We start from the raw sequence: 23773 nt of genomic DNA on the forward strand, positions 1-23773 counted from the left end.
AGCACAGCTTGCGGCTGAGCCGCAAGCGGGCTTTCTCACATGTGTGGAGGCCAGTTAAGGAAAAGGCTTTTTCATGCGTTTCAGACTTTAAAGTGAAGGGCCGCTTTTGGCCGATCGTGCCCAGCCACAAACGGTGTAATCCGACCAAACGGACGCTCTTCGCCAGTTTTAAGAACATACACAAAAACCCCCCAAACCAACTCAACCACCCCCAGCTCCCCTCCGAATCTCCCCAAGTATCCGAGCCGCATCCCTCGAAGGCGGCAATCCAAACACCCGCGCATAGTCTCGACTAAATTGCGTAGCACTTTCATAACCGACTTCAAACGCCGCGCCTGTGACGCTTTTGGCATTGGCCAGCATCAGTGTCCGTGCCTGTAGCAGGCGAACCCGTTTTTGATACTGTAATGGACTCAGCGCGGTGACGGCTTTGAAGTGGCGGTGGAAGGCTGACACGCTCATTGACGCCAGCTGTGCCAATGCGTCCACCCGGATGGGGTCGGCGAAGTCCTGGCGGATGTGTGCAATGGCCAGGTTGACGCGGGCCATGGCGCTGTCGGGGGCGGCGATGTCGCGCAGCATCCAGCCGTGGGGGCCTTGCAGGACGCGGTACAGAATTTCTCGCTCGTAGACCGGCGCGAGGGCTGCGATTTCTTCGGGCTTGTTCATCAAGCGCAGCAGCCGCACCCAGGCATCCATCAATTCCGGCGTGACAGCGGCCACCGAAAAGCCGGCTTCCTGTTCATGCTGTCCGAGCGGTTTGGGCAAGTCGGCCAGTAGCGTCGTCAGGACAACCGGATCCAGTGTCAGGCTCACCGCCAGGTAAGGTTCGCCGCCTGCAGAGGGGTGAACCTGGCCGACCGCGGGCAGGTCGATGGACATGACGAAGTAAGTCGCCGGGTCATATCGAAGCGTGCGGTCGGCGATGGTCATGGATTTGCTGCCTTGCAGAATCAGGTTGATCATCGGTTCGTAAACGGCGGCCAGCAGGTGTTCAGGGATTTCACCCTGGACCATGGCGACGCGCGGGATGCCTGTGTCCGTGCGGCGGTTTTCGGCGCGGTGCGCCAAGGCGCGAAGTTCTGTCAGTTGGGTTTTCATGGCGTTCATCTGAACTCACGCGCAGGCGGGCACGCAAGCAAAAAGCAGAAACAGGCAGGTTTCGAGCAGGAACGGCTGCGCTCGCCGCGAGGCAGGTGGCTACTGTGGTGACTCACCTCAGTGACAGTGGAGCAGCGCATGAGCGTTATCGTTATTACCGGCGGCAGCCGGGGCATCGGCGCCAGTACGGCCGAGCATTGTGCCCGGCAGGGCATGGGCGTCATTCTGACCTACAAAAGCAATGTCGCTGCGGCCAATTCCGTGGTCCAGCGTATCCAGGCTTCGGGCGGCAACGCCGTGGCGCTTGAACTGGACGTTGGGGATGTCAGCCAATTTGGCCATTTCCGCGAAAACGTGCGACAGACCCTGCAGGCAACCTGGGGCGTGGAAACGCTGACGGGGCTGGTCAACAACGCGGGTCATGGCCTGTTCAACCCGCTGGCGTCGATCACCGAAGCGCAGTTCGATGGCCTGTTCAATGTTCACCTCAAAGGTCCGTTTTTTCTGACGCAAACCCTGCTGCCCTTGCTGGGCGAGGGCGCGAGCATCGTCAATCTGACCAGCGCCACCACCCGCGTCGCCACCCCCGGTGTGGCGCCCTATGCAGCCTTCAAGGGCGGGCTGGAAGTGCTGACCCGTTACATGGCCAAGGAGTTCGCGGATCGACGCCTACGCGCCAACGCTGTTTCGCCGGGGGCTATTCGTACGGAGCTGGGTGGCGGTTTGAATGATGATCTCGAGGCGTTGCTTGCCTCGCAAACGGCGCTCGGCCGAGTGGGCGAACCGCAGGACGTCGCTCAGGTGATCGCCATGCTGCTGTCCGAAGAAGGGCGCTGGATCAACGCCCAATCGATCGAAGTGGCGGGCGGCTATTTCATTTGAATCAGTATCCGATTGCGAGGCTTCTCCATGCTTGATCACATTTTTCTGTCGGTCAGTGACATCGACCGTTCCGTTCGTTTCTACACCGCGGCACTGACCCCGCTGGGCATCACCGCACGGCTCGATTACGACGGCAAGGACGGGCCGCGAGGGCATCCCGATCTGAAAGGTTTCGGTGCCCATGGACGCATGTTTTTCTGGTTGCGCGAAGGCGTGGTGGAGGGGCGGGCGGTGCATGTCGGCTTTGTGGCGAGCAGTCAGGCCGACGTCGACGCAGCCTATGCGGCGGCGCTGCAAAGTGGTGCTGTCGACAACGGTGCCCCGGGCGCACGTCTGCATTACGACCCCAACTACTACGCCGCCAATGTCCTCGACCCCGACGGCTACAGTCTCGAATTCGTCTACAAAAACTGGCAGCACACCCCATGAGCACATTAATGATTTACGGGGCGACGGGGTACACCGGTCGCATGGCGGTCGAGCATGCCAAGGGGCAGGGGCTGGACGTTGTCATCGCGGGGCGCAATGCCGAAAAACTGCAATCGCTCGCCGCGCAGTTGGACGTTCCTTATCGCGTGTTCAGCCCTGATGCCCAGGCAGCGAATGCACTGGAGGGCATCGCGGTGCTGCTGAACTTCGCAGGGCCGTTCGCTCATACGGCGGACGTTTTGATGCAGGCGTGTATCAACGCTGGCGTCGACTACCTGGACATCACGGCGGAGATCAACGTCTATCGGCAGGCGGAGCAACTCGGCGCCCAGGCCACCGGGGCGGGGGTCATGTTACTGCCCGGTGTCGGCTGGGATGTGGTGCCCACGGATTGCCTGGCAATGCAGGTCGCCAGACGTGTGCAGGAACCGCATTCACTCAGGATCGCACTGCAAGTCGCAGGTTCCATGTCACGGGGATCGGCCCTGAGTGTCAGCGAAATCATGGATGCAGGCCTTCTGGCGCGGGTCGATGGACTGCTGGTTGCAACCCCCGACGCGCCGCCGCGGCACTTCGATTTTGGTGACGGCCCGGTGCTGTGCGCGCCGCTGTCGTTCGGTGACCTGGTGACCGCCTGGCACTCCACCGGCATACCCGACATTGCCATGTATGTGCATGTCAGCGGCGATGCGTTCCCGCAAGGCGATCTGTCGCAATTGCCTGATGGCCCAAGCGTCGAACAACGCGAAGCGCATCGTGCCCGAGCGGTGGTGGAAGTCTCAGGCGATGGCCGCGTGGCGCGCTCGATCATTGAAACCGTCAACGGCTACTCCTACACACCGTTGGTGGCTGTTGAAGCCGCGCGGCGAGTGTTGGAGGGCGATCGACGGCCGGGGTTCGAAACGCCTGCCCGGGTATTCGGCAGCGGATTCGCCGAGACCATCTACGGAACCACCATCACCGAATACTAGAGCGCTACAACGCTTCGGTGTCGCGTGCATCGAAATCCGCCTGCGCTTGCACCACGGCGTCCACGTAATTGATGGTCCAGGCATGCAAAGCCCTGAACGGTTCCTCCAGCGTGCGGCCCAGCGGCGTGATGCTGTACTCCACCGCGATCTGCGAGGAGGGGATTACCCGGCGAGCCAGAATGCCATTGCGCTCCAGCCGGCGTAGCGCCTGCGTCAGCGCCTTTTGGGTGATGCCCTCCAGGCCTCGTTTGAGTTCATTGAAACGCAGTGGCTTCTGGCACAGCGCGGCGAGGATCAGCACTGACCATTTATCCGCGATCTGATCCAGCAAAAAACGGCTCGAACAGTCGACTTTGGCGTCGGTGTGCGAGCCGGTTTGAGCCGGCGTGCGGTCTCCAATTTCGCCCATGGGGTTTCCTCCGATATACCTGATGACTTCAAAGTGCGTAATTGATATCAGGTATACAACAGATACCATGCGGATTCACTTCACTTAAGGCGTCAATCATGTCAGCCACATACTCCCAGGACACCGCAGACCAGCTCGCGGTGGTGGAAACGCTTTACCGGTTTGCCGCCGGTATCGACTTGCGCGACAACGCCTTGCTTGCATCGGCGTTTACCGAAGATGCGATATCCGACTTCAGGCCTGCCGCCGCAAAGGCCGGGTTTGAATACCCGGTACTGGCAGGTCGAGAGACTATCGTCGCGGCGCTGTCCGGCTCACTCGCGCGGATCGACACCACACACTCGGTCAGCAATCCCCGAGTCAGTGTTGACGGGGATCGGGCGCAGCTTGATGCACTCGTGGAAGCCCAGCACGTGCCGCAAAATGATCACTCACGCCACTACCTGATGAAGAACCGCTACGACGTAAAGCTGGTGAGAGAAGGCGAGGGCTGGCTCATCCAGAGCGTTACGGTGGACAACGTCTGGCGTTCGGGAGATCCGGCCGTGCTTTCTGGGGGTTAGAGCAGATCGGTAGAGGAGGATTATCGTTCCTGCGTTCAGGGGTTGAACCGCCTCTTAAACATCTTCGAGTGTCGCGTGTTTAACGGGTCTTACGCTCATTTCCTGAAAGCTACAAAGCCTTGCGTCGTTGCCTACGGTTACGCCAGAATCCGCCGGCTTGTGCGCCTGGGGGGCGGCTTCTATTGTTTGCCGGTCGCTGAAAAACAGCGATCGGGTTTGGTAGCCCGGTTTATTCAGGTGCGCAGTGCTGCCTTTTGCAGAGGCTGATTCGACTCTGCTTTTTATGGTGGCCGTGCGCAGGGCGTCTTCGGATGCGCCGGGTTCCTGGACCGGTCTACCAACCTGTGTATGGTCACCACCCTCCGTTTGGTAGCGAAGGATGGTGACTCCCCATTCATATCCAGGAGCTTCATCCATGTTCAAACCAACACCCAATCCCCCAGACACCGATCCCGTATCCCCCTACGAACCCGACTCAAAAAAGCTCAACGACGCCGCCGAGCGCGCCCTCGATTTCCACTTCCCCTCGACCGCCGACATCAAGGCCACCCCGCGTACACCCAGCACGCTGTTTACCGTGAACCCGGAAACCACGACCGAAACGCTGATGGTGTATCTGGTCGAGACACTGGCTTCGGTGGATGTGATGGTGCATCAGTTGGTGGACCATCTGGACGGTGGATCGCGCAATGCACTGCTGGGGATTTCCAACAGCATCATGCTGGCGGAGATCACGGCCAATCGGGTGCTGGATCAGATAGATCCGCCGTAAACGGAATCATTGTAGCGAGGGAGCTTGTCGGAACGCCGCACCGTCCCGTTCGGGTGCGCAGCAGCCGCAGCTTTTTGGGGCCGCTGCACGACCCAGCGGGAGCAAGCTCCCTTGCCACAATTGGATTTTTGCCGGCCATGAAATGGGTTAGCCTTTATTCAGCTCCTTCAGTTCTTTTTCTGCCTTCTCTGCCGCTGTGAAGTGGTGGTTGTAACAAAGGCTGAAGCTGAACCGCAGCTTGGATTCATCCAGGCATTGATCGAAACGAGACTCTCCGTTCGTGCGTTCGTAGATGGCCTTGCTGACAGCCGTGGACATGAACGCGATCACCGCAGGGTTGAAGATATCGTTGTGGTTATCGATGAAGGAGTCTGCTGTATAGATGAAGTTTACCGGCTCATTTCTATAGCAGGGCATGCGCGGTACGTTGGGGTCGCCATTGCTGCCATCAGGTGTGCAGTAGCTTACGAGCTCCCAGTCGCCGAACTTCGTGTCCTCCAGTACCTTGGGTGTGGCCATCGCCTTGTTGACGACTGTCGCGGAGTCCAGGGCAGTGGGCTGGGGATGTGTTTGCTTAAGGTCAGGATCTTTGATCAGTGCGGTGTGAAACAGGGTGTAGTTGCCGATGGCGGTGGTGTCCATCTTTTCTTCCCTGATCGAATAGGCCTGGCCGTTGTAGTTTCTGTTGAGGTCGACCTGGCTCCACGTCAAATTGACCCCCAGCCACTGTCCCGCCGGAAAAGCATAATGGGTGGCTTCGTCCCCCTCCGAACTGATGACGTAAAGCAGTGGCTGTGCACGCACCTTTGAGGCGCCAACCTTCAGGCTGTTCTCCTTGAGCAGCAGTCCCATGTTGGCTTCAATCGCGGGGTTCAGCATGATCACAGCATCGCCGAAAGCTTTTACCGGATGTCCATCCTGTTGATTCTGCAGTCGTTCGAGTAGCTGATCATGCAAGGCACTCAAGGCGATTGCGCCACCGAAACTGTGGCCGACGATGACTAGATAATTCGTTTCCTGGTTACGGTCGATTTGTTCCAACTGCGTGAGCAATTCGGTGACACCACCGCGGCCGACTTCCTCCGCTACCGACTTTCGGTCCCAATAGGTAATGTTCTCGCTCCCGAGTCCGTGCAGGGACAAGCCACGCCAACCAACATAGATGCCAACCAACTTGCGATCACCCAGTACGCCAGATTTGGATAAGTTGGCGAGCGCTTTGGTGAAACTGGTGACGTTTGGATCTTTCTGCTCGGCGTTGTGCTTCCAACCGTGGATAAAGACCACCATGGCGAGTTTGCCGCTGGCGGAATACTTCTCCAGGCGATCGAGCAGCTTTTGTGTTCTCGCCGGGGCGAAATCGTTGCCCCGCTCGCTGTACTCGACGAAGCCAATCTCGTAGTTAGGATGCTGCTCGTAGTAGCTGTTGCTGCAAGATTCGACTTTGTCGCATGTCGTCACTTTGTCGTCTCGAATCGGGGTGTTGCCAGTACAGGCGGTCAACAGGCACACACCAAGAATCAGCAGGATCTTCATGATCATTCACCGTGTCAGGTCTATCCGTCGCATGTGAGCGCTCGGATACGGCACGGAGCGGACTCGCGATTAGTGGGAGGTTGACGGTGGGAGGCTGTCACGGAGGATGGGTAGCGGAGCGGCGCGCAATAGAAGTTTTGGTTAGCGTGGATGGCGGCATGATGAATGTCACTTCAGTCTAGGGTTGCACTATAGGTCGGAAGGGGCGGATCTATTTTGACCTGAGGAGAAAATAAAACTGTCCCTTTTAATTGCCCCTTTTAATTGATCTCGATATTTCCTTTAGTGGAGCAGAGGGGCAGTCCACGGAGTCTCGATCACTCCATGAAAAGATAGATGACTATGGGTTGTTTCTTATATCACTCCGCAATTATGTAAATAGGGCGAAGTAATATAGAAAAAGTCCAGGTCGGACTCCCGCTGGCCTGGGCCCTTTAGTGCCTTAATTCACTGGCAAGGCATCATTGCCGGGGCTGGAGTAGGCGACTGGTAAAGTGGCGGATTTTGTTTTACCACCTATATTGATCTGGAAGCGTTGATGGGTCAGGTGAATGATTATGAATGGATTGATCTGGCGCTAAAATTTCAATGGGATCGTAATGGGTGGCTAAGCAGGAATACGGGAGTGATCATGGAACTGACTGATGCAATTTCGTACCTTCGAAACACTACGGATCAGACGCACAAGTTCTGGGGTTATTATCAAGCTGTAACAGCAGCAGCGGTTGCGGTCGCTTGGTCAGTCGATGGTCCCGAAGCCGGGTTACTGTTTTGGTTTGTGCTTGGTTATGTAATGTTTTCATTTTTTAATTGTCGGTTGGTTGCCTCGTCGCAGGCGGAAGCAGTAATAATTTGGAATTCAATACAAAGCTACAAGGGGCAATTGGCACAGACAGTGCCCACTCAGTTCTCACCACTTTTGGATCTGAACAAGCCGGACAATACAAGGTTGGTGGTGTTAATGCATATTGTTATAAGTGTCTTCGCAGTGCTGGCTATTATAGCCGGGATAGTATATTGAGCTGAGGTTGCAGAGGTAGTCCCGCTGCTCAATTCAAAGAATGCACTGGTCGATCATTCGGGGGGGGGGCGGGAAATAAAATGGCCACCCCGGCATTCAATGCCGAGGTGGCCAAGGGTCTTGCCTGCTATGTCACTTCACATCAAAGCGATCCAGGTTCATCACTTTGGTCCACGCTGCCACAAAGTCCTTCACGAACTTCTCCTTGTTGTCGGCGCTGGCATAGAACTCCGCCAGCGCCCGCAACTGTGCGTTGGCGCCGAACACCAGATCCACACGGGTTGCAGTCCATTTCGGCTGGCCGGTCTTGCGGTCGCGACCTTCGAATTCTTCATTGCTGTCCGAGATGGGTTTCCATTCCACGCCCATGTCCAGCAGGTTGGTGAAGAAGTCGTTGGTCAACGCTTCCTTGCGGGTGGTGAAGACGCCGTGGGCGGTTTGGCCGACGTTGGTGTCGAGCACGCGCAGGCCGCCGATGAGCGCGGTCATTTCTGGTGCGGTCAATGTCAGCAACTGCGCCTTGTCGATCAACAAATGCTCGGACGATACCTTGTAACGGGTTTTCAGGTAGTTGCGGAAGCCGTCGGCGATGGGTTCGAGGAAGCCGAAAGACTCGACATCCGTCTGTTCCTGGCTCGCGTCCGTCCGCCCTGGCGTGAATGGCACCGTGACGGTTTGCCCGGCATTCTTCGCGGCTTGCTCGACGCCGGCACACCCGGCCAGCACGATCAGGTCCGCCAGCGAAACTTTCTTGCCCCCGGCGTTGAACTCCTTCTGGATGCCTTCGAGTTTTGCCAGCACGTTGGCCAGTTGATCAGGCTGGTTGGCTGGCCAGGATCTTTGTGGCTCCAGGCGCAGGCGCCCACCGTTGGCGCCACCGCGTTTGTCGGAGCCACGGAAGCTGGAAGCCGCTGCCCAGGCTGTCGACACAAGCTGCGAAACGCTCAGGCCCGAGGCAAGGATCTTGCTCTTGAGCGCGGCGACGTCGCTGTCGTTGACCAGCGGATGATCAACCGCTGGGATCGGGTCTTGCCACAGCAGTTCTTCGTTGGGCATTTCCGGGCCGAGGTAGCGCGAGAGTGGCCCCATGTCACGGTGGATCAGTTTGTACCAGGCGCGGGCAAAGGCGTCGGCCAGTTGATCCGGGTTCTGCAGGAAGCGCCGCGAGATCGGCTCGTAGATCGGGTCGAAGCGCAGGGCCAGGTCGGTGGTCAGCATGGTTGGGTTACGGCGTTTGGACGGATCAAAGGCGTCCGGAATAATGCCGGCACCCGCACCGTTTTTCGGTACCCACTGATGAGCGCCCGCCGGGCTTTTCGACAGTTCCCACTCGAAGCCGAACACGTTTTCCAGAAAATTGTTGCTCCATTTTGTGGGCGTTGTGGTCCAGGTCACTTCCAGTCCGCTGGTGATGGTGTCGGGCCCCTTGCCACTGCCAAAGCTGCTTTTCCAGCCCAGGCCTTGTTGCTCCAGACCAGCGGCTTCCGGTTCGGCCCCGACGTTATCGGCAGGACCGGCGCCATGGGTTTTGCCGAAGGCGTGACCACCGGCGATCAGCGCCACGGTTTCTTCGTCATTCATCGCCATGCGGCCGAAGGTTTCGCGGATGTCCAGGCCGGCGGCGACCGGATCGGGATTGCCCTCCGGACCTTCCGGGTTCACATAGATCAGACCCATCTGCACGGCGGCCAACGGGTTTTCCAGATTACGACCCTGGTCGGTGCGGCTGTCCTCGTTTCTCCCGGGTTCGGCCACCAGTGGAACATCGCCGGGTGCCTGCACGGGTTTTTGTGCTTTGTCGTAACGGACGTCACCGCCCAGCCATTTGTTTTCCGAGCCCCAGTACACGTCTTCGTCCGGTTCCCAGACGTCCGGACGGCCACCGGAGAAGCCAAAGGTCTTGAAGCCCATGGACTCCAGCGCGACGTTGCCAGTGAGCACGATCAGGTCGGCCCAGGAAATGTTGCGGCCGTACTTTTGCTTGATCGGCCACAGCAACCGGCGGGCCTTGTCGAGGCTGACGTTGTCCGGCCAGCTGTTGAGCGGAGCGAAGCGTTGTTGGCCGGAGCCTGCGCCACCGCGGCCGTCACCGGTACGGTAGGTGCCGGCGGCGTGCCAGGCCATGCGGATGAACAGCGGACCGTAGTGGCCGAAGTCGGCGGGCCACCATTCCTGCGAGTCGGTCATCAGTGCGGTCAGGTCTCTTTTGACGGCCGCAAAATCCAGCTTTTTATAGGCCTCGGCATAGTTGAAGTCCTTGCCCATGGGGTCGGACAGGGGCGAGTGCTGGTGCAGGATGTTCAGGTTGAGTTGATTCGGCCACCAATCGCGGTTCCTTGTGCCACCACCGGCGGCGTGGTTGAACGGGCATTTCGATTCATTTGCCATGTGTGAGCTACCCTCGGTCGAGTTCATTCAGCTACCCGGCCCGATGCGGGCCTGGAATAGAAGCGAGCGAAATCAATGACTCAGGTTGCCGGACCCGCATTTCGATCCGTTGATCGTTGTGGTGACGACCCTCACTACGCCTGGTCAGTTTCCGACTCATTCTTATCTTCACATCAGGTCTGTGCCGGCCAGACTACGCCGACGCTAAATAAAGGTAGACCCGTAAAGGCAAGTCAGCTAATAGCGCGAGTATTAGTCGATGATAGGCGCAATCTCTTAGGGGGCTGCGAGGGGAATGGTGCCGTCGCTGAAGGAAATGCTGTTCACTTAAGACAAGAAACCTGTGGCGAGGGGATTCATCCCCGTTGGGCTGCGAAGCGGCCCCCCAGTGCCCGTTCAAATAGACCGTGTTGTCCGGATTAGGGCCGCTTCGCGACCCAACGGGGATGAATCCCCTCGCCACAAATGTGGGTGCACCGTTAAGTGAACAGCAATGCGTCGCTGAAGGGGCTTACGGCTTCACAAATTTGCGCCGGATCGTCTCCGACGGCGGTTCCCCGTAGGCTTGCTGGTAATCCTGGGAGAAACGACCCAGGTGCTGGAAATTCCAATGCATGGCGATTTCGGTGACGGTTGGCCAGGTTTTCTTGATCAGGTCCCGCCGGGCATACGCCAGTCTCAGGTTCTTGGCGTAGGCAATCGGCGAAATGCCGAATGCCTCGAAAAAGCCCAGGTGCAAGGTGCGATTGGTAGTTTCAAGTTGTTCTACCAATGTGTTCATGTTGAGCGAAGCGTTCAGGTTTTCATGAATGTATTCGATGGCTTTAATCGCGATCTTTTGTCTTTCTGGAATGTGGCGGACGCCAAGGGTTTTAACCGATTTTGCAAGGGTCATGAAGTTCAACATTAACGCGATTGAAAAATTGCCTGGAGTCTAAGGAGCGATCAATCGGACCGCTCCCGGCAGATGATTTACCAGAGAAAATAGGCTGATGCGGATGTCTGGTTTAATTCGATCTTGCCAACTTCCAATACCTCGTATTCGGCGCGCAGTCCGACATTACGGAATACATCCAGTTCGACCCCGGCCCCGTAAGTCAGATCAACCCCGGTATCATCATCCGTGGCATTCCCGTCAGCATCCCAGGCGTGAGCGCCGACGCTGCCAAACACACGAATGCGTTGTCCGATGGGGAAGCCAATATGGGTCGCGATCTGCGCCGACTTGCCTTCGAACTTAATATTCTCGTTTTTGAAGTTTCCCAAATCGACGACTGCACCTTCGAAGGCGAAGAAATCATTCATGCGATAACCCGTATAAACCTTATATCCTGTCTCTTCATCGCTCAGGGTCTTTTTATCGGTCTCGATGCTGGAGACGCCGGCACCCACATAGAGTCCTTTGTCATCCGCCATTGCCTTGAAAGAAAGCAAGGAGGCGAACGAGATGATTGCAATGTTTTTGAGCAGCATGGGGGTGCTTCCTTAAGCAGGTTTTCCAAATGGTCAGCGTGTGGATTTTTCAGCGGCGGTGGCGTTAATCACAGTCAAAAATTGGTATTTCCACGGTCACGCGGGCGCTTTGGCCGTGGTTTTCAAGCAGGCCGGTTTATCAATGAAATTCATGACCTGGTTGATGGATGCTCTGTCCGGGGGGCCGGACAGGGTGAAATTCATCGCTGACATCGAGCAGTCAACGAAGGGCGAGAAGTGCAAGCTCGCGTCCTGATAAATAAGTGAGTGCCGGATGTCCGGGTAGCCGCGAATACCTTGATCAAGTATTGGGCCAGCACGCTTTAATATCGCTTCATTGATGATCAGAAGATCAAATGTGCACAGGGCACTGTCAATGATGACCAACAGTTCATGTAGCGAACTCAGCGGTGCGACGCGGTGATAGCCGAGACTGGCGAGATTCTTTTCGATATTCATCCGCGTGGAATGATCTTCATCGACCAGCAAGATGCGCAGCCATGGGTTGGCCATGAATCACTGTTCCTTTTGTTTATCGAGTAATGGTTGTAGGCGGAATCAATAATCCAGTATCCACCCCAGTGCCAGTCCACTGGTGTATGCAAGAACGGCGAACACGATTTTATGCCTGAGTGGCAACTTGTTCAGCGGAAGGTTAAGCACGCTCGACTCCAAAAGTAACGGGTGCGAGGATTTTTGAAGAGCGTCGGTTTTAATTCAAATCAATGATTATTATTTTTTGTTTGTGTTTAATGATTCAAGCAGCGCAAGCGAGTGAGCTCATGAATGTAAAAGCACACCGACTTGTCATTCGGGGAGGGTAGAAACTGATAGTTAAGAATGGCGCCTTCCTGGAAAACATACTGGCGCTTGAAGAAAAGATCCGGACTCTTGTCGATAGCGAATAACTCGTCATCCTGGCTGAGCTTGACGTTAGTGATTTTCACCTGGATGCGGTCTTTGCTCGCCCGGGTCACTTCTGCGGAAAGTGTGGCGTTGCGAATTTTTCCATTCATGCTTTCCAGTACCGAGTGGGTAAATCGGCCGTGCCCGAGGGTGAGGTATTCCTCTGTGTTGAGCTGGCTATGGTCGGCGAGCCACAGTCGGGTTGTGGTGTGGTAACTGGCATTTTCTTTATAGGGCGACGGCGACCAGGCCAGTGCAACCAGACAGAGCAGGTTGATGGCTCCAAGTGCTACCCACTGGATGATTGATGGCTTCGGCAACGTCATAGGGCCGCTTCCAGGCATTGCCGAATCAACGGTGCGAGTTCTTTTTGTTCACTGTCTGACTGCAGGTTGGCCGTGCTCAGGTCGGCGCGAATGCAGGAGATGGAATAACTGGATTTGACGCGATTGATCCAGACTTCACCGCTGAGGTGTGGTGGCAATGTTTGAGCTTGCCGGGCGGAACTGTCCCTGAGCGATTGGGCGTCAGCCACACTGTCGCCCAGTGCATGCAGGGTTATCTGGTTCTGCCGGGTGCTGGAGACCTCGATGGTCGGCGTGTCGAAGGAAAAGTCGAAGCGGGAGAGGGTGAACGCGCACACCAAGAAGGTCAGGGTATAACCCGCCAGCAAGACTTTTGTAGCGTTGCTCAACGTGTCCGGTTTTGTCCCAGGTAAGGGATGCTCAGCCCGATGCGTTGGATCTTGTTCTTCGGGGGAGGGTACAACTGGCGTCTCTGGTTGATCCAGGGGCAAATGCGAGTCGGCTGTTTCACTGATGACATAGTTGCGATTGAAGCAATAGCCTCGTCGAGGAATGGTCATCAGGATTTCATGGTCCCGACTGTCATTGAGTATGTTTCTAAGGGAAAAAACCGCTTGATTCAGGCTGCCGGAGGCGACGATGCGATCATTCCAGGTGTATTCGATGATCTCGTCACGGGTTTTGGTGACACCGGGCTCCATCAGGAGCAATTCCAGCAATCGCGCCTCGGCTCGCGCCAGCGGGGAGTTCTGAACATCGCCATGGGGTGTCGTAATGGACAACGTTGCGTTCTGCGGATCGAACACAGCCGTCGCACCATTTTTCAACTTGAAGGCGTAGTTCATGGACATCCTCTGTTAAAGGGGCTCGCGCAGAGTATAGGAACGATTTGGATGGGCCAAGGATCGGGTCTTGTTCAATCGGCGACTCAAGACAGTCCATTGTCTTGAAGTAGCGCCAAGGTCTCAGTTGGCGGCAAATGCCTGGTCCGCGCGTTCGCGCAATTGCCTGGCCCAGGCATCGAGGGCCGGGAAGGTGTCTTCGATTTTGGTTTTATCGGAAGGCGAAATTTCATTTCCCGTCGTGGCACTGACGGATTGCGCCAGCAACTCTCCGGTCTTGCCGTCCCTGAGTTCGCTTTCAAAAAAGATCCGCAAGCTCTCATCCCGTGTGCCGGTCAGTTGCATGACGCCTCCGACAATGAATCCCACTGGCAGGTATTCTGGAATGGACAGATCCCGTGGGGTGCGCTCGGTGCCGGTGACCGCCGTGCGCAATCGTAGGGTATTGGGTTCGGGGCGGGCGATGACATCGTAGCCGCTGGTCAGTAGCTCAAGGAGGATCGCCTGGTGCAGATATTTCAACATCGTGGCGGTATCGGTGGGCTGTTCCGTGACCAGTTCAATGTCTTTGCCCACGTAGTAAAAGCGCGGCGGTTCAAGGTAGATGCGCTTTTGGTAGTCCTTTTTTATATCCAGTGTCGGTTTGACCCAGTATTCGCTATCGGGCCATTTCGGATCCTTCGAAAGGTGGCTGTAGTCTTCGAGGAATCCGGTGTGTCGTGTCTCGGGAGCGGGCATTGTTGTGCAGCCCGTCAAGGCAGTAAGAAACACTAGAGAAATCAGGAGGTTGGCGCGCATCAGCAAGTTACCGTTTGAATTTGACGCGGCGATGATGCTCAGTGGCGTCACGCTGCGCTATCCGATAACTGCAAGCCCTGGGCAGGTAGTCGTTCATTGCCTGCGGTTTATGTAAGCGGATATAACCACTCACCAAACGCACTCCTGTGGGAGCGAGCCTGCTCGCGAAAGCGGTGTCCACCGGCATCAATGTTGGGTGTACCGGCCTCTTCGCGGGCAAGCCCGCTCCCACAGGGGATTGTGCCGGCCTCGGTATTTGGGGGCGGCAGGAGAAATGCGCGCCTCCCACGCAGATTTGCAGTCGCCCCCGAGCGATGTGCCACAATGGTTAACGTTACCGCAGCATTATCAGGCGAACTCAATGGATGGCCTTGGATTTCGGCAAGAGCAGGAACGCTTCATCGCCCAGCAGGTGCGTACAGACCGATTGCAACAGCTGTTTCGGCAGTCGGTTTCAGCCGTTTTCGGTAGTTTCCTGGCAATGGTCATGCTCTGCTGGCTGTGCTGGGAGCGTTTTGATCATGTCGTCGTCGCCTGGTGGGTAGCCCTGCTGACGGCCTCGACGCTGGTGCGCATCACGATGTTCGTGGTGTATTTCCACAGCCCGGAAGCGGCGCGCACGCCGCAACGCTGGGAGCGCATTTATCTGGTCACCCTGGTGCTGTCCGCCAGTATCTGGGGCGGTGGCGCGCTGGCCGTGATGCCGGCCGACGACCTGTTGGCCCAGGCGCTGGTGATGTTGTTTACCGTCGGCATGTCGGTCAGTGCGGTGTCCTGTTACTCGGCCTATCGCTACATGACGGTGGTGTCCATCGCGCTGGTGTTGTTGCCCTGTACGTTTTGGCTGTTGTTGCAGTCGACGACCCTTCAGGTCGGCATGGGCCTGGCCGTTCTGGTGTTTGCCTCCTTTGTGTGCAGCGCGACGCGCAAGCTCTCCGATGCCCTGGAAACGGCTTTCCGGTTAACCCGTGAAATGGAGCTGGCGCACAGCATTTCCACCCGCGCCGCACAGACCGATGAACTGACGGGCCTGAAAAATCGCCGGGCGTTTTTCGAGCATGCCCAGCGGCTCTATAACCATTGCCAGAACTACCAGTTGCCGCTGTGTGCGGTGATGCTGGACATGGACCATTTCAAGCACATCAACGACACCTATGGGCATCAGGTCGGCGATCAGGTGCTGCGGCAGATGGGCGTGGTCATCTGTCGGTCATTTCGCGAAACCGATGTTTATGGCCGGTTGGGCGGGGAGGAGTTTGCCGTATTGCTGCCGGACACGTCCCTTGAAGCTGCGCAGAACATCGCCGAGGAACTGGTGCATTCCATTGCCGGGCTGATGACCGGGCCGGTGCACTGCATCACGGCGAGCGTCGGGGTGGCGTCCATGGATTCCAGTGACAAGGACCTGCACAGTTTGATGAGCAACGCCGACAAGGCGCTGTATCGGGCCAAGGCTCGGGGGCGCAACCAGGTGGTGGTGTCCGAGTAGGAGCGAGCTTGCTTGCGAGGGCTGTACATCGACCTGTGGGAGCGAGCCTGCTCGCGAAAGCGTCGGGTCAGTCAGCATAGATGTTGGATGTGAGGACCTCTTCGCGAGCAGGCTCGCTCCCACAGGGGAGGATTTCCCACATTTGGATTTTTGCCGGCTTTCAACGCAACGACCGAAACGCCGTGCGCAGTTCCTCGGTGAACAGCTGCGGCTGTTCCCAGGCTGCGAAATGGCCTCCTTTTTCTGCCTGGCGAAAGTAGATCAGGTTTTTGTAGGCGCGTCGGGCCCAGCTTTCCGGTGGGCAGTAGACGTCGCCCGGAAACACCGTGATCGCCACCGGCAATGAGATTTCGCTGGTCTTCTGGGCGCTGGAGGACAGTGGGCTGCGGCCTTTGTTTTCCCAGTACAGCCGGGCGGACGAAGCGCCGCTGTTGGTCAGCCAGTAGAGGCTGATGTCGTCCAGCACCTGATCCCGGGATGGCGACTGTTGCGCGTCAGTGCCATAGGTCCATTGCGAGAAACCCGGATGCACCAGCAGAAACGCGGCGAGGGCGACCGGGGAGTCCGCAACGCCGTAGCCGATTGTCTGCGGTCGGGCAGCCATCATGGCGCTGTACGCCAGGTTGCCCTGTTTGATCAGGGTGGCCACGGCCTCGTAGGTCGCGCGTTCCTGCGGATCAAAACTCGCCGGTGCCGGACCCGCCACCGCCAGCGCGGCACCCGCTTCGGGCGGTATCGTCGCCGGCAAATTCAAATGAATGCCACGCAACCCCGCTGGCGCCTGGCGCGCCATGGCACCGGTGATGGGCCCGCCCCAGTCGCCGCCTTGAGCGACGTACTGCGGGTAACCGAGGCGCTGCATCAGCTGCGCCCAGACCTGCGCAATGCGATCCGGGTCCCAGCCGGTGCCTTCGGGCTTGCCGGAAAAGCCGTAGCCGGGAATAGAGGGAATCACCAGGTCGAAGGCATCACTCGCCTTGCCGCCGTGGGCGAGCGGGTTGGAGAGTGGACCGATGACCTGGATGAATTCGAACACCGAGCCCGGCCAACCGTGGGTCATGATCATCGGCAGCGCGTTGGGCGTCGGCGAGCGCACCCAGATGAAATGGATGTCGACACCATCGATGGTCGTGACGAATTGCGGCAGGGCGTTGAGTTGCGCTTCGGCCTTGCGCCAGTCGTAATCGGTGCCCCAATAGCGCATCAGGGGTTGCAACTGTGCCAGTGGCGCACCCTGGGATGCATCGCCGACGGTTTCCTTGTCCGGCCAGCGGGTGGCTGCGATGCGCTGGCGCAGGTCGACCAGGACCTTTTCTTCAATGGCGACCTTGAAAGGGCGGACGCTGTCATCGGCTGAAGCCACGTTGAAGAGGGCGCAAACGCAAAGGGCGAGGGCAGCCGCGAATTCGTGTTTCATCTTCATTACCTCAGCCGAGGGGCGCGAAGCGATCCTTGGTAGTCAGCATGGCATGGGGGCGAAATATGGCCTGTACCACTGGTCGAAGCGTGGTTGATCTACAGATTCAAAATACCTATGTTTGAGTCTATGGATTAGCAAGGAGATGTTCTACATGCCAGTTGCCCTTCAGGCGCAGCAGGGGTTTACCAAGAACCAGTGTGTGACCGGGCTGCGCGCCGCTGTCGGCATCCTCGAAAAATGGGCGGCCTCCAGCGAGCAGGCCTGCCGCATTCTGCGCATTTCCCGCAGTACCTACACCCGCGCCAGGCAGCGCGATCCCGACTGGGCCGTGGCCCTGGACGCGGACCAGATGCAACGCATCAGTTTTGTGCTGAACATCCACGCCACCTTGCGCCTGATCTTCGATAACCCGGAAAACGTCTACGGGTTTGCGTCGATGGCCAACGACAACGAGTTTTTCAACGGACGGACCCCGCTGGAGATCATGGCCCAAGGGGACATGATTTCGCTGTACGAGACGTTTCGGCGGATCGACGCGCTGCGGGGCGCACAATGGTGAGGCTGAACCGGCTGCCGGTGTTTGCCGGTGAGTCGTTGCAAGCCTATCGGCTGGTTAATTCGAAGTTTCCGCCGATTGCGATGTTTGATGACGTGGCCGATGCCGACGAATTCGACGTGTTGTATGAGATTCAGGCGCTGACCAATCCGCGGTTGAAAAACGAGGTCGGGCAACTTGAGCTGGTCGCCCGCAGTGAGATCCCGTTCGGTATTCCCGGCTGCTCGTATGCCACCGCGCCCTTTACCCACGTCAACCCGGCGGGGTCGCGGTTCAGCGATGGCAGCTTTGGCGTGTTGTACCTGGCCGACAGCATGGAAACGGCGCTGGCCGAGGTGCAGCATCATCAAACGCGGTACTGGTCCAACGTGCGCAACCTCAACTATGAGCGCTTTGTTTTTCGGGGGCTGTCCTGTGCTTTCGTGGACAAGGCGATGAAAGATGCGACGGCCATTTCGATGACCGATCCGATCTATGACCCGGACGATTACACCGACTCCCATCACTTCGGCAAAGCCATTCGAAAGGCCGGGTGTCCGGGGCTGCGTTATCACTCCGTTCGCAGGCCAGGCAGCCATTGCTGGGCTTTGATGACCCCACGGGCGGTTCTGTCGATTGTCCAGAGCGCCCATTACGAGATGATCTGGAACCGGCAGATCACCAGCGTCAACCAGATCAGCGAAGCCTGAGGTCAGGCCTTGACCCAGCGCTGGCGACTCCAGCTGCTCAGCGAGTCGACGGCGAGCACCAGCAACAGCATGGCCAGAATCACGGTGCTGGCCTGGGCTTCCTGGAACAGGCTGAGGCTGACATACAACATCTGCCCCAGGCCGCCGGCACCGACGAAGCCGAGCACGCTGGCCATGCGGATATTGTTTTCCCAGCGGTAAAGGATATAGGCCAGCAGCTGGGGCAACAGGTTGGGCAGGGTGCCGTAACAGAATGCCCACACGGCATTGCTGCCTTGCAGACGGATCGCTTCGGCGGGTTGCGGCGGGGTGTTCTCCAGCGCTTCGGCAAACAAGCGGCCAAGTACACCGGTGGTGTGCAGGGCCAGCGCCAGGGTGCCGGCGTTCGGACCCAGGCCGGCGGCCAACACCATCAGCGCGGCCCAGACCAGTTCCGGAATCGCCCGCAGGGCGTTGAGTACCAGGCGCGATACGCTCTTGAACGGCCAGCCGAACCGACCCGCCGCCGGCAGCGCCAGGATCAGCCCGAACACCGCCGCGAGCAACGTGCCGAGGGCGGACATGGCGAGGGTTTCCAGCGCGCCATGACCGATGGCCTGCAGGTGGGCCGGGCTCAGGTCCGGGCTGAGAAAGCGCTGCGCATAGGCGCCCATCTGCTTGATGTTGTCACTGCCACCCAGCGCACCGAGGTCGATGCCCAGATAGCTGAAGGAGGTAACCACCGCGACGCCGATGCACAGCAGCAAGGTCAGATTGATCAGGCGATTCATTCCAGCCTCCAGCGCAACAGGCGGCTGAGTTGATCGGCCAGCAGCACCAGCAACAGGAAGGTCAGCAACAGACTGGCCACTTCACCGCCGGCGAACATGCGCAGCGACAGGTCCATTTGCTGGCCCAGGCCGCCGGCTCCGACGAAGCCCATCACCACCGAGGCGCGGATGGCGCATTCCCAGCGGTACACCGTGTACGACAGCAGCTCCGCCGCGACATTGGGCAGGATGCCGTAGCAAAACGAGGCGAGCCGACCGCTGCCCGCTTGCAGCAACGCGTGGGCCGGACGCTGGTCCACCGACTCGAAAATCTCCGCGTAAACCTTGCCCAGCATGCCGCTGTAGGTAATGGCGATGGCCAGGACCCCGGCGGTCGGACCCAGGCCCACCGCGCGCACGAACAGCAAGGCCCAGACGATTTCCGGCACGCTGCGCAGGAAGATCAGCAAGCCGCGCACCGGCCAGCGCAACAGGCGGCCGAGGTCACTTGGGCGACCGGCGCGAGAGGCCGCCGACAGCGACAGGGCACGGCTGGCCAGCAGGCTGGCGGGCACTGCCAGCAGCAACGCCAGGGTCATGCCGGCCGTGGCGATGGCCAGGGTTTGCAAGGTGGCTTGCCACAAGAGCTGGAGGAATTCTTCGCCATAGGCGGGAGGCCAGAAGGTCGAGACGAAGCGGCCCATTTCGCTCTGGCTGTCGGTCGCCAGCAGTACCCCCAGATCCAGTTCGCTGAAGTGGATGCCAGGCCACAACAAGGCAATCGCCAGCAAGCTGAGCAGCAGGCGGGGGCGGGTGGCGGGGTCTCGGGAGTCGCGGGTCAGCATCGGGGAATCTGCACGCTCAAGGGCGGCGGGGGCGCCGGTGGCGATTGCAGTTGCTCGTTGGCGTAGAGCTTGTCGAGCAGCTCGTGGTCGACGGCGCTGGCCGGCAGGTCGAACAGGATCTGTCCGTCACGCAGGCCGATGATCCGTGGAAAGTGCGCCAGGGCCAGTTCCACCGCATGCAGGCTGGCGACCAGGGTGACGCGGTGTTCCCGGGCATGGCGACAGAGCACTGACAGGGTGTGCCCGGCCAGCACCGGGTCCATGGCCGACACCGGCTCATCGGCCAGCAACACCTCGGGCGCCTGATACAGCACCCGGGCCACGCCGACACGCTGGAGCTGGCCTCCGGACAGTTGCTGGCATTGTGCAAACAGCTTGTCACCGAGGTCCAGCCGGGCCAGTGCCGCCCGTGCGCCGGGAATGTCCACCGGGTGCAGCAGGTTCAGCAGGCTCCTGCCCAGACCCCACTGCCCCAGTTTGCCGGCGAGTACCGCCGTGACGACGCGCTGGCGCGGGGGCAGGGGCGGTGATTGATGCACCAGGCCGATACGGGCGCGCAGGCGCTGGCGCTGGCGGGCCGACAGCTGCCAGGCGTGTTCGCCCAGCACTTGCAACTCACCGCTGCCCGGGCGCAAAGCGGTGGCCAGCAGATTGAGCAGGCTCGACTTGCCTGCGCCAGACGGGCCGATGATAGCTACTTGTTCGCCCGCACCGATGTGCAGGTCCACGCCACGCAGCGCCTGGACGCCGTTGGCGTGGGTCAGGGTGACCCCGGTCAATTGCATGGTCATTTGAGCAAGTCGGCGGCGCGTGCGGCTTCCTCGATGCCCTTGTAGTTCTCGGGGTTGGTTTCGATGAAGCGGCTGGCGGCTTGCAGATCCAGGATCTCCTTGTCCGCAGGCTTCGCCGGATCGAGTGCCAGGAACGCGGCCTTGATCTTGCCGGCGAGCGCCGGGTCGAGGGTGCCGCGCACGGTCCAGTTGTAGTCGAAGTAGGCCGGGGTGGTGGCAAACACCTTGACCTTGTCGGTATCGACCTTGCCGGCGGCGACCAGTTTTTCCCACACACTGGCGTTCAGGACCCCGGCGTCGACCTTGCCGGCCTGCACCCAGGCGACTGTCGCGTCATGGGCGCCGGAATAGCCTACGCGACTGAAATAGGTTTCCGGCTTGATGCCGTCCTTGAGCATGAAGTAACGCGGCATCAGACTGCCCGACGTGGACGACACCGAGCCGAAGGCGAAGGACTTGCCCTTGAGATCGGCCAGGGACTTGACGTTCGGGTCGGCGGTGATGAATTTGCTGGTGAACTTCGCGTCCTGTTCGCGTTGCACCAATGGAATGGCATTGCCGGTTTTCAGCCGTGCCTGTACGAAGGTGAAACCGCCGAGCCAGGCCAGGTCGAGGCGGTCGGTGGCCAGCGCCTCGACCACGGCCGGGTAGTCGCTCACCGGCACGAACTCGACCTTCATACCCAACTGTTGCTCCAGGTAGGCGCCCAGCGGCTTGAATTTGCGCAGCAGTTCGGTCGGTGCCTCATCGGGAATGGCGCTGACTTTCAGGGTGTCCGCGGCCTGCGCGAGCACGCTGCAAACCGACAGGGTCAAGCCGATGGCCAATGCCAGGGTACGCTTGAGCATGGAAGATCTCCGTTTCATTTACGCTGGGTTTTCGGTGCGCAGGGTACAGGGTTATTGAGGCGAAGGCGCATTGAGAGGTTAGCCGAAATGGGGCGGGTGGTTGGGGGCCTCAAATTGAGAGGGGGCGTACACCGCAACAACCAAAGCGAGGCGGCCCGACAACCGACCTGACTATTACGGATATACCCCAATCCCCTGTGGGAGCGAGCCTGCTCGCGAAAGCGGTGTGTCAGTCAACATTTATGCTGCATGACACAACCCCTTCGTCGGAGCGCAGCCCGGAGCCGGCTAGCTCCCACGGTTGGATTACCGACCATGTGCCGCATCCGCCAGTTGTTCGGTATCAACCCGGACAAACACCGAGTCACCCACCGCCGTGAGCACGTCCCCGGCGTAGACCTCGCAGATGACACGGGTCTTGCGCCCGACATCGCCTTCCACTTTTGCCTTCAGGATCAGCGGCACGCCCATCGGTGTCGGTTTGATGAACTTGATGCCCAGGTTGCCGGTGACGCAGTTGATGCGGGGCAGGCTGGCGACTTCGCGTTGTTCCGCGCGGTAGTGATAAGCCATCGCCGTCCAGTTGGAATGGCAGTCGACCAGCATCGCGATCAAGCCGCCGTACACCAGGTCCGGCCAGCCGCAGTACATGGCATCCGGCACATGCTCGGCCACGACGTGCTCGCCGTCTTCATGCCAGTAGCTCTTGATGTGCAGCCCGTGGGGATTGCGGCCGCCGCAACCGTAGCAAACGCCATCCGGCGCGGCGGAGTCTTGCAGGGAGGTGTCGAGGGTGGACATGCCTTGATCATCCTTAAAAAATGGGAAACCAATCGGGTCGGTGTATTGAACACTTTAACTCCTGTGGGAGCGAGCCTGCTCGCGAAGGCGGTGTATCAGGCGAGGTTTATGTCAACTGACACTCCGCTTTCGCGAGCAGGCTCGCTCCCACAGTCTTTTTCCACTCGCCTTCACCGCCGTGCCGAATGCTGCTGCGGTGCCAGAAATGCATCGTGGAAGTAATTGCGGAACGCCTGCATCGCCGGGCTGAATTCGCGCTCGCGATGCCAGGCCAGGCCGACGCTCATGGGGGTGACCTTGTCGGTGATGGTCACGGTTTCGATGCGTTTGCCTTCCAGCGACCAGGGGCGGTGCACCAGGTCCGAGAGGATCGCCACGCCGCTGCCGTTGGCGACCATGCTGCGCACCGCCTCCACGGAGCTGGTGCGGACCCTGACGTTGGGCTGCTGATGAGCATGTTCCCAGTAGCGCATGGCGCTTTGTTCGGCTTCATCGACGGTGAGCAGGATGTAGGGTTCCTTGGCCACATCGGCCAGGCTGACGGCCGAGCGTTCGCACAGCGGATGGTGGCTGGGCAGCCACAGCCGGCGTTCGGAGTTGAACAGGGTTTCGGAGACGATGTCCGGGTGCGTGAGGTTCGCGGTGAGCACCACCGCCATGTCGAACCGACCTTCGAGCAGGCCTTGTTCGATGGCTTGCCGTTCCTGTTCGTGGACTTCAATAGCCACGTCCGGGTGCCAGTGCTCCAGTCGCTGCAGATGGTGCGGCAGGAAGTAACCGATCACCGTGTAGCTGGCGGCGAGGCGCAGCAGCCCGCTGGCGCGCACGTCGGGCAGCGGGCTGTTCAGGGCGTCGTCGACGCTGCGCAAGATCACGTAGGCCCGATTGAGAAAGTGCCGCCCGGCATCGGTCAGGCTCATGCCCTGGGCCGACCGCTGGAACAGCAGGGTGCCGAGCATGCCTTCCAGTTCCTTGATCGCCGTGGTCACCGCCGATTGGGAAATGTTCAGATGGATCGCGGCTTGCGAGATTTGCCCGATCTCGGCGGTGGCGACGAAATAGCGGACCTGGCGCAGGGTCAGTGACATGAACACTCCGGTGGACGGGCTTTTTGTTTTTCAGGGCTTTCTGTTTTTAGAGCTATCTGTTTTTCAGAAGATGACCTATCTGATAATAGATCTTCCCAAGG

Annotated in this window: 26 protein-coding genes and 1 pseudogene; 9 read left to right on the top strand and 18 right to left on the bottom strand. The window is 59.0% G+C overall.

Annotation, left to right across the window (positions count from 1 at the left end; all coding sequences use genetic code 11):
• Positions 1–201: 201 nt before the first annotated feature.
• The gene (locus CKW21_RS22305; RefSeq protein WP_170948711.1) at positions 202–1101 is read right to left on the bottom strand and encodes an AraC family transcriptional regulator; all 900 of its coding nucleotides are present in this window, start codon (positions 1099–1101) and stop codon (positions 202–204) included.
• A gap of 138 nt (positions 1102–1239) precedes the next feature.
• Here CKW21_RS22305 and CKW21_RS22310 point away from each other — a divergent pair, with 138 nt between their 5' ends.
• Genes CKW21_RS22310 through CKW21_RS22320 form a run of 3 tightly spaced genes read left to right on the top strand, consistent with a single transcriptional unit; the run spans position 1240 to position 3383 of the window.
• Complete coding sequence (locus tag CKW21_RS22310; RefSeq protein ID WP_095196064.1) at positions 1240–1983, top strand: SDR family NAD(P)-dependent oxidoreductase; 744 nt, start codon at positions 1240–1242, stop codon at positions 1981–1983.
• A gap of 27 nt (positions 1984–2010) precedes the next feature.
• Positions 2011–2412 (top strand): VOC family protein, encoded by a 402-nt coding sequence (locus CKW21_RS22315; protein ID WP_095196065.1) that lies wholly within the window; start codon positions 2011–2013, stop codon positions 2410–2412.
• Positions 2409–3383 carry a trans-acting enoyl reductase family protein gene (locus CKW21_RS22320; protein WP_095196066.1) on the top strand — a complete coding sequence of 325 codons (975 nt, stop codon included), beginning with the start codon at positions 2409–2411 and terminating at the stop codon, positions 3381–3383. The genes CKW21_RS22315 and CKW21_RS22320 overlap by 4 nt, the downstream gene beginning before the upstream one ends.
• A gap of 4 nt (positions 3384–3387) precedes the next feature.
• Here the strand turns inward: CKW21_RS22320 and CKW21_RS22325 are convergent, their stop codons facing one another.
• Positions 3388–3792, bottom strand: a complete 405-nt coding sequence (locus CKW21_RS22325; RefSeq protein WP_095196067.1) for a helix-turn-helix domain-containing protein — start codon at positions 3790–3792, stop codon at positions 3388–3390.
• Between the two features lie 98 nt (positions 3793–3890).
• Here CKW21_RS22325 and CKW21_RS22330 point away from each other — a divergent pair, with 98 nt between their 5' ends.
• Entirely contained in the window at positions 3891–4355 is a 465-nt protein-coding gene (locus CKW21_RS22330; protein WP_095196068.1) for a nuclear transport factor 2 family protein, read from the top strand.
• A gap of 54 nt (positions 4356–4409) precedes the next feature.
• Here CKW21_RS22330 and CKW21_RS22335 read toward each other — a convergent pair whose 3' ends face one another.
• Entirely contained in the window at positions 4410–4772 is a 363-nt protein-coding gene (locus CKW21_RS22335; protein WP_095196069.1) for a hypothetical protein, read from the bottom strand.
• Between CKW21_RS22335 and CKW21_RS22340 the strand changes: the two genes are divergently transcribed.
• Positions 4771–5127 (top strand): DUF6124 family protein, encoded by a 357-nt coding sequence (locus CKW21_RS22340; protein WP_095196070.1) that lies wholly within the window; start codon positions 4771–4773, stop codon positions 5125–5127. The two genes, CKW21_RS22335 and CKW21_RS22340, sit on opposite strands and share 2 nt — an antisense overlap.
• Before the next feature lie 147 nt (positions 5128–5274).
• Here the strand turns inward: CKW21_RS22340 and CKW21_RS22345 are convergent, their stop codons facing one another.
• Complete coding sequence (locus tag CKW21_RS22345; RefSeq protein ID WP_141233007.1) at positions 5275–6663, bottom strand: alpha/beta hydrolase; 1389 nt, start codon at positions 6661–6663, stop codon at positions 5275–5277.
• 538 nt (positions 6664–7201) lie between these two features.
• On the opposite strand from CKW21_RS22345, the gene CKW21_RS22350 reads away from it, so the two are divergent.
• Positions 7202–7684 (top strand): hypothetical protein, encoded by a 483-nt coding sequence (locus CKW21_RS22350; RefSeq protein ID WP_095196072.1) that lies wholly within the window; start codon positions 7202–7204, stop codon positions 7682–7684.
• 132 nt (positions 7685–7816) lie between these two features.
• Here CKW21_RS22350 and katG read toward each other — a convergent pair whose 3' ends face one another.
• The 7 genes and pseudogenes from katG to CKW21_RS22385 all read right to left on the bottom strand — a co-directional run bounded on the left by katG (position 7817) and on the right by CKW21_RS22385 (position 14447).
• Positions 7817–10072, bottom strand: coding sequence for a catalase/peroxidase HPI (gene katG, locus CKW21_RS22355; protein ID WP_095196073.1), 2256 nt, complete (start codon positions 10070–10072; stop codon positions 7817–7819).
• Positions 10073–10583: 511 nt separating this feature from the next.
• A pseudogene (locus CKW21_RS22360) lies at positions 10584–10925 on the bottom strand (helix-turn-helix domain-containing protein); the annotation flags it as partial.
• Positions 10926–11044: 119 nt separating this feature from the next.
• Positions 11045–11545, bottom strand: coding sequence for an outer membrane beta-barrel protein (locus CKW21_RS22365; RefSeq protein ID WP_095196075.1), 501 nt, complete (start codon positions 11543–11545; stop codon positions 11045–11047).
• A gap of 96 nt (positions 11546–11641) precedes the next feature.
• The gene (locus tag CKW21_RS22370; RefSeq protein WP_095196076.1) at positions 11642–12058 is read right to left on the bottom strand and encodes a histidine kinase; all 417 of its coding nucleotides are present in this window, start codon (positions 12056–12058) and stop codon (positions 11642–11644) included.
• Positions 12059–12294: 236 nt separating this feature from the next.
• The gene (locus CKW21_RS22375; protein WP_095196077.1) at positions 12295–12777 is read right to left on the bottom strand and encodes a hypothetical protein; all 483 of its coding nucleotides are present in this window, start codon (positions 12775–12777) and stop codon (positions 12295–12297) included.
• Complete coding sequence (locus CKW21_RS22380) at positions 12774–13601, bottom strand: winged helix-turn-helix domain-containing protein (protein WP_095196078.1); 828 nt, start codon at positions 13599–13601, stop codon at positions 12774–12776. The genes CKW21_RS22375 and CKW21_RS22380 overlap by 4 nt, the downstream gene beginning before the upstream one ends.
• Before the next feature lie 120 nt (positions 13602–13721).
• Positions 13722–14447 carry a DUF3313 domain-containing protein gene (locus CKW21_RS22385; RefSeq protein WP_095196079.1) on the bottom strand — a complete coding sequence of 242 codons (726 nt, stop codon included), beginning with the start codon at positions 14445–14447 and terminating at the stop codon, positions 13722–13724.
• Between the two features lie 310 nt (positions 14448–14757).
• On the opposite strand from CKW21_RS22385, the gene CKW21_RS22390 reads away from it, so the two are divergent.
• Positions 14758–15885 carry a diguanylate cyclase gene (locus tag CKW21_RS22390; RefSeq protein ID WP_095196080.1) on the top strand — a complete coding sequence of 376 codons (1128 nt, stop codon included), beginning with the start codon at positions 14758–14760 and terminating at the stop codon, positions 15883–15885.
• A 160-nt stretch (positions 15886–16045) separates the two neighbouring features.
• Here the strand turns inward: CKW21_RS22390 and CKW21_RS22395 are convergent, their stop codons facing one another.
• Positions 16046–17302: an epoxide hydrolase family protein gene (locus CKW21_RS22395; RefSeq protein ID WP_095196209.1), complete on the bottom strand. Its 1257-nt coding sequence runs from the start codon at positions 17300–17302 to the stop codon at positions 16046–16048.
• 154 nt (positions 17303–17456) lie between these two features.
• Here CKW21_RS22395 and CKW21_RS22400 point away from each other — a divergent pair, with 154 nt between their 5' ends.
• Positions 17457–17864: an antitoxin Xre-like helix-turn-helix domain-containing protein gene (locus CKW21_RS22400; protein ID WP_095196210.1), complete on the top strand. Its 408-nt coding sequence runs from the start codon at positions 17457–17459 to the stop codon at positions 17862–17864.
• Entirely contained in the window at positions 17858–18550 is a 693-nt protein-coding gene (locus tag CKW21_RS22405) for an RES family NAD+ phosphorylase (protein WP_095196081.1), read from the top strand. The genes CKW21_RS22400 and CKW21_RS22405 overlap by 7 nt, the downstream gene beginning before the upstream one ends.
• Positions 18551–18552: 2 nt before the next feature.
• Here the strand turns inward: CKW21_RS22405 and phnE (CKW21_RS22410) are convergent, their stop codons facing one another.
• The 6 genes from phnE (CKW21_RS22410) to CKW21_RS22435 all read right to left on the bottom strand — a co-directional run bounded on the left by phnE (CKW21_RS22410) (position 18553) and on the right by CKW21_RS22435 (position 23672).
• Complete coding sequence (gene phnE, locus CKW21_RS22410; protein ID WP_095196082.1) at positions 18553–19320, bottom strand: phosphonate ABC transporter, permease protein PhnE; 768 nt, start codon at positions 19318–19320, stop codon at positions 18553–18555.
• Positions 19317–20144 (bottom strand): phosphonate ABC transporter, permease protein PhnE, encoded by an 828-nt coding sequence (phnE, locus tag CKW21_RS22415; protein WP_095196083.1) that lies wholly within the window; start codon positions 20142–20144, stop codon positions 19317–19319. The genes phnE (CKW21_RS22410) and phnE (CKW21_RS22415) overlap by 4 nt, the downstream gene beginning before the upstream one ends.
• Complete coding sequence (locus CKW21_RS22420) at positions 20138–20935, bottom strand: phosphonate ABC transporter ATP-binding protein (protein WP_095196084.1); 798 nt, start codon at positions 20933–20935, stop codon at positions 20138–20140. Before CKW21_RS22420 ends, phnE (CKW21_RS22415) begins: the two co-directional genes overlap by 7 nt.
• Positions 20932–21783, bottom strand: a complete 852-nt coding sequence (locus CKW21_RS22425) for a putative selenate ABC transporter substrate-binding protein (RefSeq protein ID WP_095196085.1) — start codon at positions 21781–21783, stop codon at positions 20932–20934. The genes CKW21_RS22420 and CKW21_RS22425 overlap by 4 nt, the downstream gene beginning before the upstream one ends.
• A 306-nt stretch (positions 21784–22089) precedes the next feature.
• Positions 22090–22584 carry a PaaI family thioesterase gene (locus tag CKW21_RS22430; RefSeq protein WP_095196086.1) on the bottom strand — a complete coding sequence of 165 codons (495 nt, stop codon included), beginning with the start codon at positions 22582–22584 and terminating at the stop codon, positions 22090–22092.
• 170 nt (positions 22585–22754) lie between these two features.
• Positions 22755–23672, bottom strand: coding sequence for a LysR family transcriptional regulator (locus tag CKW21_RS22435; RefSeq protein ID WP_095196087.1), 918 nt, complete (start codon positions 23670–23672; stop codon positions 22755–22757).
• Between the last annotated feature and the right edge of the window lie 101 nt (positions 23673–23773).

The sequence above is a fragment of the Pseudomonas sp. Irchel 3A7 genome (genome assembly GCF_900187565.1).
Classification (GTDB): Bacteria; Pseudomonadota; Gammaproteobacteria; order Pseudomonadales; family Pseudomonadaceae; genus Aquipseudomonas.